This window comes from uncultured Fibrobacter sp. (genome assembly GCF_946062555.1).
Lineage (GTDB): Bacteria > Fibrobacterota > Fibrobacteria > Fibrobacterales > Fibrobacteraceae > Fibrobacter.
On the sequence record NZ_CAMGVQ010000037.1, the window covers coordinates 18837 to 33728 of the forward strand.

16 protein-coding genes and 2 pseudogenes are annotated in these 14892 nt (G+C 46.7%); 15 read left to right on the forward strand and 3 right to left on the reverse strand.

What is annotated here, in order from left to right; all coding sequences use genetic code 11:
* Nucleotides 1–10: 10 nt before the first annotated feature.
* Nucleotides 11–1195 (forward strand): acyltransferase, encoded by a 1185-nt coding sequence (locus Q0P86_RS11090; RefSeq protein ID WP_295039457.1) that lies wholly within the window; start codon nt 11–13, stop codon nt 1193–1195.
* Between the two features lie 61 nt (nt 1196–1256).
* Here Q0P86_RS11090 and Q0P86_RS11095 read toward each other — a convergent pair whose 3' ends face one another.
* The gene (locus Q0P86_RS11095; RefSeq protein ID WP_290993866.1) at nt 1257–2648 is read right to left on the reverse strand and encodes a sugar porter family MFS transporter; all 1392 of its coding nucleotides are present in this window, start codon (nt 2646–2648) and stop codon (nt 1257–1259) included.
* 316 nt (nt 2649–2964) lie between these two features.
* On the opposite strand from Q0P86_RS11095, the gene Q0P86_RS11100 reads away from it, so the two are divergent.
* The 13 genes and pseudogenes from Q0P86_RS11100 (at nt 2965) to Q0P86_RS11155 (ending at nt 13587) form a co-directional block, all read left to right on the forward strand.
* Nucleotides 2965–3414, forward strand: coding sequence for a class I tRNA ligase family protein (locus Q0P86_RS11100; protein WP_295039459.1), 450 nt, complete (start codon nt 2965–2967; stop codon nt 3412–3414).
* Between the two features lie 638 nt (nt 3415–4052).
* The gene (locus Q0P86_RS11105; protein WP_295039461.1) at nt 4053–4856 is read left to right on the forward strand and encodes a hypothetical protein; all 804 of its coding nucleotides are present in this window, start codon (nt 4053–4055) and stop codon (nt 4854–4856) included.
* Entirely contained in the window at nt 4853–5887 is a 1035-nt protein-coding gene (locus Q0P86_RS11110; protein WP_294115552.1) for a site-specific DNA-methyltransferase, read from the forward strand. Before Q0P86_RS11105 ends, Q0P86_RS11110 begins: the two co-directional genes overlap by 4 nt.
* 193 nt (nt 5888–6080) lie before the next feature.
* Nucleotides 6081–6638, forward strand: a complete 558-nt coding sequence (locus Q0P86_RS11115; RefSeq protein ID WP_295039464.1) for a hypothetical protein — start codon at nt 6081–6083, stop codon at nt 6636–6638.
* A 28-nt stretch (nt 6639–6666) separates the two neighbouring features.
* A complete protein-coding gene (locus Q0P86_RS11120; protein ID WP_254794111.1) occupies nt 6667–6816 on the forward strand; it encodes a hypothetical protein in 150 nt (49 codons plus the stop codon).
* 240 nt (nt 6817–7056) lie between these two features.
* A pseudogene (locus Q0P86_RS11125) lies at nt 7057–7306 on the forward strand (class I tRNA ligase family protein); the annotation flags it as partial.
* A gap of 106 nt (nt 7307–7412) precedes the next feature.
* Entirely contained in the window at nt 7413–7631 is a 219-nt protein-coding gene (locus tag Q0P86_RS16910; RefSeq protein WP_366917208.1) for a class I tRNA ligase family protein, read from the forward strand.
* A 24-nt stretch (nt 7632–7655) separates the two neighbouring features.
* Nucleotides 7656–7934 (forward strand): hypothetical protein, encoded by a 279-nt coding sequence (locus Q0P86_RS16915; RefSeq protein WP_366941338.1) that lies wholly within the window; start codon nt 7656–7658, stop codon nt 7932–7934.
* 45 nt (nt 7935–7979) lie between these two features.
* Nucleotides 7980–8195, forward strand: a complete 216-nt coding sequence (locus Q0P86_RS11135) for a hypothetical protein (protein WP_294115563.1) — start codon at nt 7980–7982, stop codon at nt 8193–8195.
* A gap of 326 nt (nt 8196–8521) precedes the next feature.
* Complete coding sequence (locus tag Q0P86_RS11140; RefSeq protein WP_291022659.1) at nt 8522–9073, forward strand: hypothetical protein; 552 nt, start codon at nt 8522–8524, stop codon at nt 9071–9073.
* 636 nt (nt 9074–9709) lie between these two features.
* On the forward strand, nt 9710–10705 hold the full coding sequence (locus Q0P86_RS11145) for an adenine-specific methyltransferase EcoRI family protein (protein ID WP_294115564.1): 996 nt from the start codon (nt 9710–9712) through the stop codon (nt 10703–10705).
* Nucleotides 10706–11800, forward strand: coding sequence for a DUF262 domain-containing protein (locus Q0P86_RS11150; RefSeq protein ID WP_295039471.1), 1095 nt, complete (start codon nt 10706–10708; stop codon nt 11798–11800). It abuts the gene before it with no gap.
* Nucleotides 11801–11883: 83 nt separating this feature from the next.
* Nucleotides 11884–13587, forward strand: coding sequence for a hypothetical protein (locus Q0P86_RS11155; RefSeq protein WP_295039475.1), 1704 nt, complete (start codon nt 11884–11886; stop codon nt 13585–13587).
* A gap of 129 nt (nt 13588–13716) precedes the next feature.
* Here Q0P86_RS11155 and Q0P86_RS16920 read toward each other — a convergent pair.
* Nucleotides 13717–13836 (reverse strand): annotated as a pseudogene (locus tag Q0P86_RS16920) (type II toxin-antitoxin system VapC family toxin); the annotation flags it as partial.
* Nucleotides 13829–14122 (reverse strand): hypothetical protein, encoded by a 294-nt coding sequence (locus tag Q0P86_RS11160; RefSeq protein ID WP_295039478.1) that lies wholly within the window; start codon nt 14120–14122, stop codon nt 13829–13831. The gene Q0P86_RS11160 and the pseudogene Q0P86_RS16920, both read right to left, overlap by 8 nt.
* 409 nt (nt 14123–14531) lie before the next feature.
* Between Q0P86_RS11160 and Q0P86_RS11165 the strand changes: the two genes are divergently transcribed.
* The gene (locus tag Q0P86_RS11165; RefSeq protein ID WP_295039481.1) at nt 14532–14753 is read left to right on the forward strand and encodes a hypothetical protein; all 222 of its coding nucleotides are present in this window, start codon (nt 14532–14534) and stop codon (nt 14751–14753) included.
* Nucleotides 14754–14892 lie beyond the last annotated feature (139 nt).

Below are 14892 nucleotides of genomic sequence, written 5' to 3' on the forward strand. Positions count from 1 at the left end.
ACTTTTTATTATGGAAAAAATAAAGCCTAACTACTTTCCTGCGCTTGACGGTCTCCGTCTTTTAGCGAGTATAAATATCGTGATGCTTCATTTGGGTAGCTCCTCGGCGCTCAATTATATGGCGGACTTCAAGTGGGTTATGCCCATTATCAATGCGCCGGCTTTTGCGGCGGGGATCTTCTACGTGCTTGCAGGTTTCCTTTTCGCGAGCAAGTTCAGCGATCCCACGCGCCGCATTCCGGTAGTCCCCTTTATGTTTGCGCGAATCGCGAAGCTTTACCGCCTGCATTTCTTCATGACGCTCCTGATGTTCGTGGTGCTTGTCTTCAAGTTCAGCGGCTACACGCACTTGCCCGCCTTGAATGAAATAGGTGACTGCGCCGCGGCGGGCCTCGCCAAGATGACGCATCCGTGGCGGAGCCTCTTCTTGCACCTTTCGCTCACCTGGTCCATTGTCCCTGATTTGGGCATGAAACTGAATGAGCCTTCGTGGTCGCTGACGAGTTTCTTTGTGTGCTATGCGGTGACTCCTTGGTTTAGCCGCTGGTTGTTTAGACAAAGTAATCGTACGCTCTGGGTGCTTTTCGGAACGCTCTTTATCCCGGGTATTCTGTGGGCGACCTTCTTCGGCCTCTCGGATAATCTATGGTTTGACAGCTACGACGCCAAGTATCGTTTCTTCCACATTTTTGCGCCGGTGCGAATTTTTGAATACCTGTTTGGCATGGTGCTTTTCAGACTCTTCAAGGAAGGTCATTTTGATTTCTTGAAACGGAGATTCATGAGCGGTGCCGCGCAGTTCCTGATGCTCGCTGCTGTTTACGGGAGCCTTTTCCTGATGCGTCCGGAACTGAACCCCGGCTTCAACTATTTCTTCCACCATTCGCTCCCGATTATGTTGTACGGACTGTTCCTGGTCTCGCTCCTTACGGGCGAGGGCTTTATGGCGCGTTTTTTCTGCATTGGAATTATTTGCAAGATTGGACGCGCGTCCTTTTACCCGTATCTGATTCACTTGCCGATTATCACGATTGCCTGGGGCATTTGCAACTTGAACCGCCCGAAAAATACGATCCTCTTGCTTCTCTTTATTTACACCGTGAGCACGCTCTACAGCGAATTCAAGGTGTGGCGCCGTAAAAAGCAGAAGGCAAAACTGCAGGCAGCCTCTTCCGTCGCGCCGCCAACCAAATAAGCGTTCTGCAAAAAAGCTCTCCGAACGAATCGGAGAGCTTTTTGTGTGCAGGAGTAAAATGTTACATCTCTTCGAGTTCCTTGCCCTTCGTCTCCTTGATGAACTTTGCCACAAAGAAGATGCTGAAAATGGCGCAGAACGCGTAGATGGCGTAGGTGGGGCCGACTCCGATACCGTCTTTGCCGGTAAGTACCGGGAAAGTCCAGGTGACCACGAAGTTCGCAAACCACTGGGCAAGTCCGCAAATGGCAATCGCGATGGTACGGATGCGGTTGTTGAACATTTCGCCGAGCATCACCCACATGACCGGTCCCCACGTCGCGGCGAAGAAGGTGATGTAGAGGTTCGCTGCAATCAGGGCGATGATGGCGGCATGTCCCGGGAGGCTTTCGCTTTCGCCCGCACTCATGAAGCAGAGCGTAAGTGTGCTCAAGGAGACTGCCATGCCGATACTACCAATCAACAAGAGCGGTTTTCGGCCAATCTTGTCAATGAGCATAATGGCGACTACCGTCATCACCAAGTTGACTGCGCTCGAAATCACGCTTGTGAGGAAGGCATCGCTTTCGCCGAAGCCCACACTCTGCCAAAGCATGGTGCCATAATAGAAGATGACGTTAATACCCACCAGCTGCTGCAAAATGGCGAGGCCGAGGCCAGCCCACAGAACCGGCGAAACCTTTTCCTTGCCGTCAATAATTTCGAGCATGTCGGTAAATTTGGCGGGTTTCTTGTTTTTAAAGGTGGACTGAATCGTTTCGACTTCTTTGTCGATGCCTTCGGGGTTGATCATGGCGAGTACTTTCTTGGCCTGGTCAAGATAGCCCTTGCGGACAAGGTAACGCGGCGATTCGGGAAGCCTCCAGGCGGCATAACCGTAAATCACGGCCGGAATGACTTCGACCCAGAACATCACCTGCCAGGCCTTGATGTTGCCGAACATGGGAGCGTTGGCAGAACCCGCGATGCGCACGATTAGGTAGTTTGAAAGTAACGCCACGAAGATGCCGATCACGATGGCGAACTGCTGCATCGACCCTAGTCGCCCTCGCAAATGGGCGGGTGCCGTTTCGGCGATGTATATCGGGGCGATAATACTTGCCATGCCGATGCCGAGACCGCCGATGACGCGCCACATGATAAAGTCAGGAATGCCGAAGGGAATGCCCGAACCGATGGCGCTTAAAACGAAAAGGTCCGATGCGAAAAGCATGCAACGCACGCGGCCCAGGGCGTCGGCGATTTTACCTGCAAAAAATGCACCGATGGCTGCACCGATCAGCGCAAGCGAAACGGACCAGGCGAGTTCATAGTCCGTTGCGTTGAAGTCAACTTTCAGGGCCCCGTTGGCACCGTTGATTACGGACGAGTCAAAGCCGAATAGGAATCCGCCAATCGCTGCGGAGAGGGTGATCAGGACTATATGCCTGAGGTTGGAATTTGTATTTGTCATAACTATACCGTATGGATGGTTTATGATTAACAATATATTTGTTTGTTCGCAAAAATGCCATATCAAATAATCAAAATAAAAGGAATTTTTTATTCCAAATTGGAATAATCTAGATTGGAGTAATTGAATTTTTTGCCGCATTTCCAATTTAAGAATTCATAGCATTTGGAAGTGTTTTGCGGGGAGAATCGCCAAATGGCTTTGCCGTAATAGGTTCCTTTTTCTAATCAAGTACACCAGCGAATGGAAGAAGACGGTGCGCCGCATGGGCCGCTGGGTGGAGTTGCAGTAAACTGCAAGCCTGTTCAGCTCGGAAATGAAAACGCAAGCGTTTTCGCTTCACTCGCTTCCATGGCTTTCGAACTTCGAAACCAACCAGGGCTATAAGGACCGTCAGGACCCGTCCCTCACGCTGATTTTCCCGATCAACTCGAAGGTCGCCAAGTTCAAGGAAACGAGCATCCTCGTGTGGACGACGACCCCGTGGATTCTGTACTCCAACTTCTGCATCGTTGTGGGCCCGGACATGGACTACAACCTGGTGGAACAGGACGGCAAGAAGTACTGGATTGCCGCAAGCCGCACCGCCGCCTACTTCAAGAACCCGAACATCGTGGATACCTGCAAGGGTTCCGAACTCGTGGGCAAGGACTACGAGCCGCTCTCCCGCATTTCCGATGCGTTCGTGACGCCGGACCAGCTGTCCCGTCACTACAAGATTGGTTTTATGACAGGGGGAAGTTTCCCCCTCGCTGCAACCGCCTAGCGGCGTTTTCCGCTACCCCTTCTAGCGGGCTTCAGACGCCAGCCCGCAACGCCCGGCTTGCCTCGCCCACCCGCCCAAATGCTCCAAAAATGCAATGTTTTTCCCAAAAGACACCTTTTGACAGCGGAATAATCTATATTTCTCATAGAAAATAGGGTTTTCTCTTATTCTCAGCTAGAAATCTCGACAGTTTCCAGATATAGAGAGTAAGACGAACGCTCACGTCTGCGGTAGATTGGCTCTACCGTATCGTTTAGCTGTAGGCAGATTTATTTTTGTCTTTTTTGCTTTGCGGCCTTTATGGGGCGTGAGTTGTTTGTGTTTATTTGTATCGGGCAGTCGAGAGCCTCTAGCTGGTAAATGCATTCAACTTCACGCCTTTTTTATTAAAATCCGTGATTCAATGCCTGAATGGGATTAAACTCGCATCCAGAGTTTAACTCTTGTTCTTGGCTAGAAAACTCGACACTTTCAGATACAAGGAATAAGACGAAACTCGCAACGCCCGTACTGTATATGGGCGTACTGTACCCTGCGCATATTGTATGCGCTGGGTATTGCGTGTCGTTGGTTCTACGAAAATGTCCTGATTAAAGCTCCGACGAGAGTGAACTCGTTCACCTCGGAACGGAGCAAAAATGCTGAGCTTACAGAAAGCAAAAAATCAGTGGACGCAGAAAAGCATTGATTACGCGGCCAATCAATCGTACCTTGACGATTTGTACTCGGTTTATCCCGTCGTGCATGAAAATGTTCGCAAAATTGACGTGTCCGTCATGCATCGTGTAGAACGATATTTCAACGAACGGGATAATTACAACTTAATCAGTTCGTTGCTGGAGTTACCGCTGTTCCCCGTAAAAGACAGCTACATTCCTTACCTTAGAAAATCAAAGGATGCGATAAGACGAAACCCTAATATCATCAAGCGAATTTGCGGTGACTTGTACGAAATGGGCTATCAGGAACTTTTTAAGCGATGCACTGAACCAAAAGAAGCGAACCGCCAGATGGGGCCTATGTTTAGGAACTGGTTGAAGTCTGGCGCGCTTGGCTTAACGCCTGTTGGTGAAAACACCTTTGAAAGAACAACATGTAATGCAGTCTTAGACGGCTCCGATAATTCCATGATGGAATTTGCTCGCCGAAAATTTGGGTATAAGCGAGAAAAAGGACTTGATTTTATTGCGCGTTATAATGGAACATATGTAATCGGAGAAGCGAAGTTTATATCAGATTTTGGCGGTCATCAAAACGACCAATTCGTTGATGCCATCGAAACCATTAAAGCTCCTTTGACGAGAACCGATGTCGTCAAAGTCGGTATTATTGACGGCGTTCCTTATATACGAAATACGGGGAAACTATTCCTTAATTTGTTGAAGACTGAATACAACATCATGTCGGCTTTGGTTCTTCGTGAATTTTTGGAGTCCTTATGAGAAATATACTTATCAAGGGCGACAATAAAAAAGCCTTACATTACCTTATAGATGAAAAGGACCTTGCAGGCAAGGTTGATCTTGTCTATATTGATCCTCCGTTCGCAACAGGTGGTGAATTCAAGAAAGACTTAACGGGTCGCGTTTCCACAATAAGTAATTCGTCTTCTGGGAAAATCGCCTACTCTGATAAATTAAAGGGCAAAGATTTTATACAGTTTCTTCAAGAACGCGTAGAAATAATACACGATTTACTTTCTGATCGTGGTTCGTTTTATCTGCATATTGACTACAAAATTGGTCATTATGTGAAATGTATGCTTGATGAAGTTTTCGGAATAGAGAATTTCAGAAATGATATTACGAGAATTAAATGTAATCCGAAAAATTTTTCAAGAATCGGCTATGGCAATATTAAGGACATGATTCTCTTCTACACAAAGGGCAAGAAGCCGATTTGGCACGAACCAAGAGAACCCATGTCGGAAGAAGATATTGCTAAGCTCTATGCAAAAGTCGATAAAGAGGGACGTCATTACACAACTGTTCCTATACATGCACCGGGAGAAACGAAGGATGGAAAATCATCCCAAAAATTTAAGGGCTTGTTGCCTCCTCCAGGTAGACATTGGCGTTGTAGTGTAGAAGAATTGGAAGAACTTGATCGACAAGGCTTAATAGAATGGTCTGCAAAAGGCAATCCTCGAAAAATTAATTATGCGGATGAACATTCTACAAAGAAAATGCAGGATATTTGGACATTTAAGGATCCGATAAATCCGCTTTATCCGACCGAAAAGAATCATGAAATGCTTCAAACGATAATTAAGGCGTCTTCTAATGCAGACTCTATTGTTATGGATTGTTTCGCAGGTTCTGGAGGAACTCTTGTTGCCGCTAGTCAATTGGGTCGAAAGTGGATTGGAATTGATCAATCGGAAATAGCCATTGAAACCGTAAGAAAGAATTTGTCTGATAATGGTATCTTTGCAAGCGAAGATACTTATGACTATTTTGATCTGTCTCGGTAGACATTTCCATTTCCCTTCTGTGCAGATAATTTTCGTTCAATAATTTTTTTTGAAAAATGTTGCAGCGCTCTTGACAATCCGATTCTAGAAATTTATATTAGTGCACAAGTGTGTAGAAAATAGTTTTCAGCGCACGACATAAAACAATCTAAAGCCCTGCCTTTTTAAGCTTGTAGGCGGGGAGGAGTGAAAGATGAATGATACGCTGAATAGCGGATGTGTTGACATTTGGCTGGATGAAATTGTTCCTTGTCTCAAGGATATTCAAACAGGCGAAATCAAAGAAACTGTGGTATTCAAAATTGAAAGTCGCTCGTTTCTGAGAAAGTTCAAGGAAAAGGATGGGTGGGGAATCAATTGGATTGATGTTCCCAAAGAAGTTGAGGTATACGCTCTCGCCTTGAAGGAGAATAACGAAATCCAGGGGCTGGTTGGAGTGCGGAATGATGTGGATGCTCATGCAGCCTATTTGCATTGGGCTTGTGCTGCTCCGCATAACAACAAAACACTTACGGAAAGTCCCAAATATAGCGGTGTTGGAGGGCATCTTTTTGCTGTTGCTGTGGATCGTTCTCTTGCGTGGGGGTATGAAGGAACTGTTCATGGATTTGCCCTTAACAAAAAGCTTTTAAATCACTATATTGAAGTTCTGGGAGCGTCTTATTTGGGCGCCTTGCATCCCTATCAATTCTACATTGATGGCGAGGCATCATTAAAACTTTTGGAGGTCTATACTTATGAGTGGAATTAGGAAACCCGCTGTTATTTTGGCGGATTCTATGGAAGAGTATATGGCTCCTCCGAATCCGTATAAAAATCCTCCAAAGAGCAAATTGAATCTCTTGGAGCTTGGACGATATGCAAGGCGTGTCGGAAAAAAAATTGAAGAACTGACCGCCGAAGAGATTCTGCAGTTTAAGATAGGCTAGCCGTTCGGGCGGTTTTTGGGGGCTTCGTCTGCGGGCTGTATTGCCGCAACAATCATCATTTTTCTAAATTTACCGCCAAAAATTTAGTGCCCGCAGCGGTGTGCCGCGGGGTTTGAGGTAACCCATGTTTCGTGAAGTAAAGAAAGAAGAGACGTTGCGCAAGCGCCAACTTCTTCGCCTCGGTCATGGGAGCCTGTAAACAGTCTCCCGCGACTCTCGGCTTGCGAAGTTGTCCCGCAGATTGAAGAGCGCGTGCTCGGCTTGTGGGATAAGGATGAATCGTTCAAGAAGTCGCTGGACTCCCGTCCGGAAACTGAACCGTATACTTTTTACGATGGCCCTCCGTTTGCAGCAAAGCTGCAATCCTGTTCGCCTCGGTCATAAAAATATGCAAGCATATTTTTGCGACCCTCGGTTCCGTGGATTTGCAACGGGCCTTCCGCACTACGGTCACTTGCTTGCCGGTACCATCAAGGACATCGTTCCGCGAAACTAAGAACCGTTCGCTCTAATAAATCAAGTAAGAATTGTCAACGAGCTCACTCTCGCAACCGCCCTCGGTTAACACCCGAGGGCTTTGTTGCTCACAGTGGACCATGAAGGGCAAGAAGGTTCCCCGCGGTTTCGGTTGGGACTGCCACGGTTTGCCTATTGAATCTCTCGTTCAGAACGAACTCGGTCTCGCTGGCGTTGCCGAAATCCAGAAGCTCGGCGTCGACAAGTTCAACGAAACTTGCCGCGGCAAGGTGCTCAAGTACACCAGCGAATGGAAGAAGACGGTGCGCCGCATGGGCCGCTGGGTGGAGTTGCAGTAAACTGCAAGCCTGTTCAGCTCGGAAATGAAAACGCAAGCGTTTTCGCTTCACTCGCTTCCATGGCTTTCGAACTTCGAAACCAACCAGGGCTATAAGGACCGTCAGGACCCGTCCCTCACGCTGATTTTCCCGATCAACTCGAAGGTCGCCAAGTTCAAGGAAACGAGCATCCTCGTGTGGACGACGACCCCGTGGATTCTGTACTCCAACTTCTGCATCGTTGTGGGCCCGGACATGGACTACAACCTGGTGGAGGCTGACGGCAAGAAGTACTGGATTGCCGCAAGCCGTACCGCCGCCTAATTCAAGAACCCGAACATCGTTGATACTTGCAAGGGCTCTGAATTCATGGGCAAGGACTACGAGCCACTTTCCCGCATTTCCGACGCCTTCGTGACGCCGGACCAGCTGTCCCGCCACTACAAGATTTACCCTGCCGACTACGTGAGTACCGAAGACGGTATCGGCGCCGTGCATACCGCTCCTTCCTTCGGTTTTTTGGAAGGGGGAAGACTCCCCCTCGCTCCTGTTTCGCCAGGCTTAAGGCGGCGTAAAGGTTGGTGAGCCTGTCGAACCATCCGCTACCCCCACTGCGGGTGCTCAGACGCCGCACCCGCAACGCCCGCGCTTAACTGCTTTAAAATGCTGTTAAAATAGGCTTTGATGCAACAACCCCCTCTACCCTCTTCAAGTAAAAGAATGTATATTTAGAGTACGGAGGTATCTTATGACTGAAAATATCATAGAAAGAACCCTCAGGGCAATTAAGTCTGCAGACCATTCGCCGGAGGCCGCACGTAGGCGTCTTCTGAGAGCAGGTATTATTACCAAATCGGGCCGTTTGAGCAAGATTTATCGCGAACCGGCAACGGCCCAAAAGTAATTTAGGTATGGACGATCTTTATCTCGAACGACCGAATCTTTACATCGGGTTTCATGGCTGTGAAAAAGAAAATGGCTTGAAACTCGTCAATGAACCTAGAGACATTATTTCAAGCAAAGCCGATCATGAATGGTTGGGGAAAGGTTTTTACGTTTGGGAAAACAATCAAGACCGTGCGTGGGATTGGGCAAAAAACCACAAACCCGAACCGTTCAAACATCCTTTTGTTATAGGGGTCGTTTATACTCTAGGCACCTGTCTTGATTTGACGGATTCTCATTTCATAGATCTATTGAGTTTGAATTTTGAATCGTTAAGTGACGATCTTAAAAAGCTAGACAATAAAAATGGTTTGCACAAACTTGATTGTGCGGTCATAGAACATCTTCACGAAACATGTGAGGAGTTTGACAGTACATTTAGATACGATTCCGTCCGCGGAGCCTTTTACGAAGGCGATGTCGCTTACAAGGGCACCGAGATTCGGAGGAAGAATCACATTCAGGTCTGCCTTCGCAATATGAATTGTATCAAAGGCTTCTTCTTGCCCCGTTGCTAGAATTTCTGCTCCATATCTAACATGAATCCTGTCAGGAGGTTCCAGATGGGGTGTTTTCTGCGTTTTTTTTACAAAAACGGGCTCTTTTGGTAAATTTTTGTTGCGCCCGGCTTTCCCATCTACTCGCCCTTTTGTCATGCCCGCGAAAGCGGACATCTCACTTTCTTGTCAAAATAATCTATCTTTCTCATAGACATTTTTTTGAGCTTTGCAGAAGCTCGGCATGCTCGGTCATATCGGCCTGAGCAAGCTCGGCCGATGCGACGCTCGCAATTTGAGCTTTTGCTCTCGTTCTCGTTTCGAAATCTCGACAGTTTCGTACCAGAGAGAATGGGACAGACGCTCACGCATATATGCTTTGGCGCGCTATACCCTGTATAGTGCGTTTGGGTGTATTTCGACAGATGCAAATCTTGCATATCGTGCAAGGTGGTTTTGTCTTTGCGAACCCCGAATAGGGGTGAAGCAATCTCAATCAGGCATTTCTGTCGCCCATTTGGGGCGTGAGTTGTTTGCGCTTGTTTCTGGTAGGCAGTCGAGAGCCTCGAAACAGCAAGTGCATTCAACTTCACGCCTTTTTCTTTTGGCGTGAAATCGTAGCATACGAATAAGGGCAGGCTCCAAGGAGCAAGCCCCATGGCGAAGAATAGCCAGTTGCATAACGCGAAGAACGCCAAGAAAGACGAGTTCTACACGCAGCTCTCGGATATCGAGAACGAACTGAAACATTACAAGAAACACTTCAAGGGCAAGACTGTTCTCTGTAACTGCGACGACCCCCGCGTGTCCAACTTCTTCCACTACTTTGCATATAACTTCGAACACCTGGGACTCAAGCGGCTTATAACCACCTGCTACAAGAACCAGGAGCGGGACCTGTTCAGCCAGAACGATTCCGAGCGGGCCATTTGGCTGGAATACTTTGGCGACAGGAACGGCAACCGTGTTCCCGACCCCGAAGAAATCGGCATCCACTATTTTGAAGGCGACGGGGATTTTCGTAGCGCGGAATGCATTGAACTCCTGAAACAGGCCGACATTGTGGTGACGAATCCGCCCTTTAGTTTATTCAGGGAGTATGTTGCGCAATTGGTGGAATATGAAAAGAAATTTGTTATAGTCGGTCATCAAAATGCGATAACCTATAAAGAAATTTTCAAGTTGATTAAAGAGAATCAGATTTGGCTTGGTTGTGGTTTCAAGGGTGGTGCTGCACACTTTTTTAGCAAGTATCAAGATGTTGCTGTTGCTGGCGATCACAAAGAAGGAATGATTCGTGTGTCGGGTGTGGTTTGGTTCACTAACCTTGACTTGCCAAAACGTCATGAAGAAATTGTTCTCTATAAAAAGTATTCCGAAGAGGATTATCCGCATTACGACAATTATGACGCAATCGAAGTCAACAAGACCGAACTGATTCCTGAAGACTTCAACGGCGTGATGGGTGTTCCCGTAACATTCTTGAATAAGTACAATCCAGAGCAGTTCGAAATTTTGGGAATGGAATCATCGGCCGGCTATGATCCTGAAATCGTCGGTATTCCGCGGTTGAAGGATGGCGATGCACGACCCGCCATTAATGGCAAAACAACTTATGCAAGAATTTTTATCCGTCGCCGCAAGGAGGCTTAAATGAAAATCGAACTCAAGCAAATCAAGATTCGCGACCTTGTGGAAGGCTACGAGAATGATGACGAAACTGGTCGTGTCGTCGCCTTCGGCGGCAAACTCGACATCCGACCGCCTTATCAGCGGGAATTTATCTACAAGGACAAGCAGCGCGATGCCGTGATAGAGACTGTGCGTCAGGGTTTCCCGCTGAACGTGATGTACTGGGCGGTCCGTGAAGACGGAACATTCGAGGTCATCGACGGACAACAACGGACAATTTCTATTTGTCAATATGTCGCGGGCGATTTCAGCTACCTGTTCAAGCATTTTCACAACTTGCAGAAGGACGAACAGGAACAGATTCTTGACTACGAGCTGATGGTGTATGTTTGCGACGGCACCGACAGCGAAAAACTGAAATGGTTCGAAACCATCAATATCGCGGGCGAGGAACTCACCAAGCAGGAACTCCGCAACGCCGTGTATGCGGGACCGTGGCTCGCCGATGCAAAACGCTATTTCAGCAAGAACGGCTGCCTGGCGCAAAAGATAGGAGCCGATTACCTGAACGGCTCCGCCATCCGTCAGGATTATCTGGAAACGGCCATCAGGTGGATTTCGAGAAATTCCGTCGATGTCTATATGGCAAAGCACCAGCACGACGTGAACGCCAATGCTCTGCAACAATATTTTCGGGCGGTGATAGATTGGGTCGAGTCTACTTTCAGGCCCACGAAGGAACGCAAGAAAATCATGAAGGGCGTGGAATGGGGACCGCTATACGACAAGTACAAGGACAACATCTACGATTTCAAGATGCTTGACAACGAAGTCGCCCGACTCATCAAGGATGACGACGTAACCAACAAAAAAGGAATTTATCCGTACATATTGACAGGTGACGAACGCAACCTTTCAATCCGTGCGTTTACGGACAACCAGAAAATCAAGGCGTACGAGCGTCAAGTGGGTATATGCCCGATTTGCAAACAACATTTCGAACTTGCACAAATGGAAGCCGACCATATTACGCCATGGTGCGAAGGCGGCCCGACCATTGACACGAATTGTCAGATGCTGTGCAGGGATTGCAACAGGCGCAAGAGCAACAAGTAGGGGAAATACGGCAAAAGAGTCCTAGGGTTTAAACATTTTGTTCTATATGGAGAAGGCTGTCTTAAAAAAAGATATATTTGTCTATGGAGGTTCAAGATGGTATGAATTTTTGGATAATTTTGTTTCTTGTGTTTGGCCTGTTGTCTTGTTCTGAAAATGGACAATCGTCAGATAATGTCTTGACTGTTCCCGAAAGTTCATTCAATGATTCCCTGTGCCAAAGTTCTTCAAGTGCGAATAGCGAAAATAAGGGAAAGGACGACGATGCTACGATGCAAATCTTTTGCGGTTTTGCACAAAAAGGATTGTTTGAACAAGGCTCCAAAATTTATTTGCTGTCGTTAGATGCCAAGGGCGACTTGGATACTCTTGAGGTTGATTCTACCTACGATAGGTACGGGCGTTTTTCGATTTCTTTGGCAGCGTCCCATTCAGCTAATGCTGTTATTGCTGTAATAGGTAAGGATTATTCGATGGTTTGGAATAATGTTCTTGGTGGGCTTGATACTTTGTATGGGACTCCGAATGAAAGTGCAAAATCTTTTAATGTGAATATTCTTACTCACTTTGAATTTCTGAGAACGAGAGAACTAGTCCAGAATCAAGGAACGACGTTCGATGAAGCAAAAAAACAGGCTTTTAATGAATTGTTGAGAGTCTTGAATATGCAATCCTACGCAGATTCCATCTGGGCTATGGGAGGATTTTCGGCATTGAATATATTTGGGGGTAATCACTTCGATGGAATGCTGATTGCATCAACATTGATTCTAGATTCTCATTTGGAAACGGTCGGTGCGATATTTGCAAAAACAGGAACTTTGCCAGATTCCATCAGGATATCCCTTTCTGAGAATGCGTATGGAATGGAACGCCATCGTCTTTCGGGCGATGTTATCGAGCATTCAACATTAGACTATGTTGATAACACTCTTTTCAACTGGAAACAATCTTTTTTAAAAGACACGAGCAACGGCTCGTTTGATTACTATTTATCGGTGGCTCCATATAAAGTTTATCTAGAAAATTTTTGGCAGACTGGACTTGCGCTAGACAAATGTAACAAGGAAAGTGAAAAACTGGTTTTGAAAGCACGAAACGACAAGTATTATATATGCAAAGAGGAAATGCTAGAAGGTTATCGTATTGTTTGGATGGTTGCTTCAGAACTTGAAAAGAACACATTTGACGCTCCTTGTGACAGCAACGATTTTTATAGTCATGTGGGAACTTTGGATTCTGCACTGTATGTGTGCAAGGACGGTGTATGGAGAACGGCAACAGAATATGAAAGGAAATGGGGGCTTTGCTCCGATTCGGCTCAGGGGGTAATTCGCACGACGGAAAATTTTGATTATGTGTGTCGTGGCAAGTCGTGGATTTTAAAGCAGGAGTCGCTTACGGATTTACGCGATAGTTCTGTCTATGCGTATATGCGGGCCTTAGATGTCTACTGGTTTATAGAAAATGTACGCTATAAGGATTCCCTTTATACATGGGTTGCGTCAAAAGAAGCGTGCCCCGAAGGAACGCATTTGCCGTCAGAAAATGAATGGCAGACCTTGTTTAAATTGCTTGACCCTGAACTTGCGTATGGATTTGGGCTGACGAAAAACTATGATTTTTCATGGTGTTGGACGGCAACGGAGGAATCCGATTCCACAGCCGTTACCGCCCAGGCGGCAGAACTTCGCAGAATGTCCCCCAATGAAAAGCGTAGGCTTGAAAAATATACGTATCCGTACAATAAAGAAAAACGGCTGGCCGTCCGCTGTATTTTAGATTAGAGTGATGCTGAAGTTGATGTCGCCGAAAAAAAAGTGACCAAAAATTTTGACCAGCCTTGCCAAATTGAGATTTCCCAAACAGTTCAGATTCGTTTTCAATCAAATCTTCGGCAAGGTATTCTGCATTTCCTACACCGACAAAACGCAAGGCTCGTTGTAATAGGGTATTAGGGAGTCGTGCGTCATGAGCTTCATTCCCTCGACCTTTGCCTGACAAATTAAAATCCGGTCAAACGGGTCTTTATGTCGTTGAAGGCATATATTCCTTGAAATCCTCTGCGACTTCGTTGTCAAAAGCGTTGATGTCTTTGGGGTATTTCCATTTCCCTTTCGCTAAGCCTGGGATTATTTTGGGGGCGTCCTGCTTTTCTTTGGCGGAGAGAACTTTTACCTTGAATTCCAGCAAATTGAGAAAACTGTCGATTTCATCGAAGTATTCTTCAGGAAAAGTGCTTATTTTCTTCTGTAAAGTGGCTAACGACATGATGCAACCTCCGTGCAGGAATTCCTTTATTAATATAACTTTTTTTTTCATTAAATAGGGTAGTTGTGGCGAATTTGAGGCATATCGGAGACCCTTTTCTTGATATTATAAGCGACATTTTCTAAATTTGAACCCGAAAATTTAGTGCCCGCAGCGGTGTGCCGCGGGGTTTGAGGTAACCCATGTTTCGTGAAGTAAAGAAAGAAGAGACGTTGCGCAAGCGCCAACTTCTTCGCCTCGGTCATGGGAGCCTGTAAACAGTCTCCCGCGGCTCTCGGCTTGCGAAGTTGTCCCGCAGATTGAAGAGCGCGTGCTTTCCCTTTTGAATTCCTAGTCAGTTTTTTCTAAATTTCCCGCGTAAATTTTATAGAGGTTGTTATAATGGCTTTGTTTCGCGAAGTAGATAAAAACGAGACGTTCCCTGATATTGAGGAGCGTGTTCTTACCTTGTGGGATAAGGATGAAAGTTTCAAGAAATCGCTGGACTCTCGTCCGGAAACTGAACCCTATACCTTCTACGATGGCCCTCCGTTTGCAGCAAAGCTGCAATCCTGTTCGCCTCGGTCATAAAAATATGCAAGCATATTTTTGCGACCCTCGGTTCCGTGGATTTGCAACGGGCCTTCCGCACTACGGTCACTTGCTTGCCGGTACCATCAAGGACATCGTTCCGCGAAACTAAGAACCGTTCGCTCTAATAAATCAAGTAAGAATTGTCAACGAGCTCACTCTCGCAACCGCCCTCGGTTAACACCCGAGGGCTTTGTTGTATGAACCGAAAACCACCCGCTAGGCGGGTGGTTCAAAAGAGCCTTCTGGCG

What these genes read in the sequence shown, in the direction of transcription:
- Q0P86_RS11140 (WP_291022659.1), top strand. Translation starts at nt 8,522, where the DNA reads ATGGACGATCTTTATCTCGAACGACCGAATCTTTACATCGGGTTTCAT.
- Q0P86_RS11150 (WP_295039471.1), top strand. Translation starts at nt 10,706, where the DNA reads ATGAAAATCGAACTCAAGCAAATCAAGATTCGCGACCTTGTGGAAGGC.
- Q0P86_RS11090 (WP_295039457.1), top strand. Translation starts at nt 11, where the DNA reads ATGGAAAAAATAAAGCCTAACTACTTTCCTGCGCTTGACGGTCTCCGT.
- Q0P86_RS11135 (WP_294115563.1), top strand. Translation starts at nt 7,980, where the DNA reads ATGGGCAAGGACTACGAGCCACTTTCCCGCATTTCCGACGCCTTCGTG.
- Q0P86_RS11160 (WP_295039478.1), bottom strand. Translation starts at nt 14,122, where the DNA reads ATGAAAAAAAAAGTTATATTAATAAAGGAATTCCTGCACGGAGGTTGC.
- Q0P86_RS11165 (WP_295039481.1), top strand. Translation starts at nt 14,532, where the DNA reads ATGAAAGTTTCAAGAAATCGCTGGACTCTCGTCCGGAAACTGAACCCT.
- Q0P86_RS11115 (WP_295039464.1), top strand. Translation starts at nt 6,081, where the DNA reads ATGAATGATACGCTGAATAGCGGATGTGTTGACATTTGGCTGGATGAA.
- Q0P86_RS11120 (WP_254794111.1), top strand. Translation starts at nt 6,667, where the DNA reads ATGGAAGAGTATATGGCTCCTCCGAATCCGTATAAAAATCCTCCAAAG.
- Q0P86_RS11105 (WP_295039461.1), top strand. Translation starts at nt 4,053, where the DNA reads ATGCTGAGCTTACAGAAAGCAAAAAATCAGTGGACGCAGAAAAGCATT.
- Q0P86_RS11145 (WP_294115564.1), top strand. Translation starts at nt 9,710, where the DNA reads ATGGCGAAGAATAGCCAGTTGCATAACGCGAAGAACGCCAAGAAAGAC.
- Q0P86_RS16910 (WP_366917208.1), top strand. Translation starts at nt 7,413, where the DNA reads ATGAAGGGCAAGAAGGTTCCCCGCGGTTTCGGTTGGGACTGCCACGGT.
- Q0P86_RS11155 (WP_295039475.1), top strand. Translation starts at nt 11,884, where the DNA reads ATGGAGGTTCAAGATGGTATGAATTTTTGGATAATTTTGTTTCTTGTG.
- Q0P86_RS11100 (WP_295039459.1), top strand. Translation starts at nt 2,965, where the DNA reads ATGAAAACGCAAGCGTTTTCGCTTCACTCGCTTCCATGGCTTTCGAAC.
- Q0P86_RS16915 (WP_366941338.1), top strand. Translation starts at nt 7,656, where the DNA reads ATGAAAACGCAAGCGTTTTCGCTTCACTCGCTTCCATGGCTTTCGAAC.
- Q0P86_RS11110 (WP_294115552.1), top strand. Translation starts at nt 4,853, where the DNA reads ATGAGAAATATACTTATCAAGGGCGACAATAAAAAAGCCTTACATTAC.
- Q0P86_RS11095 (WP_290993866.1), bottom strand. Translation starts at nt 2,648, where the DNA reads ATGACAAATACAAATTCCAACCTCAGGCATATAGTCCTGATCACCCTC.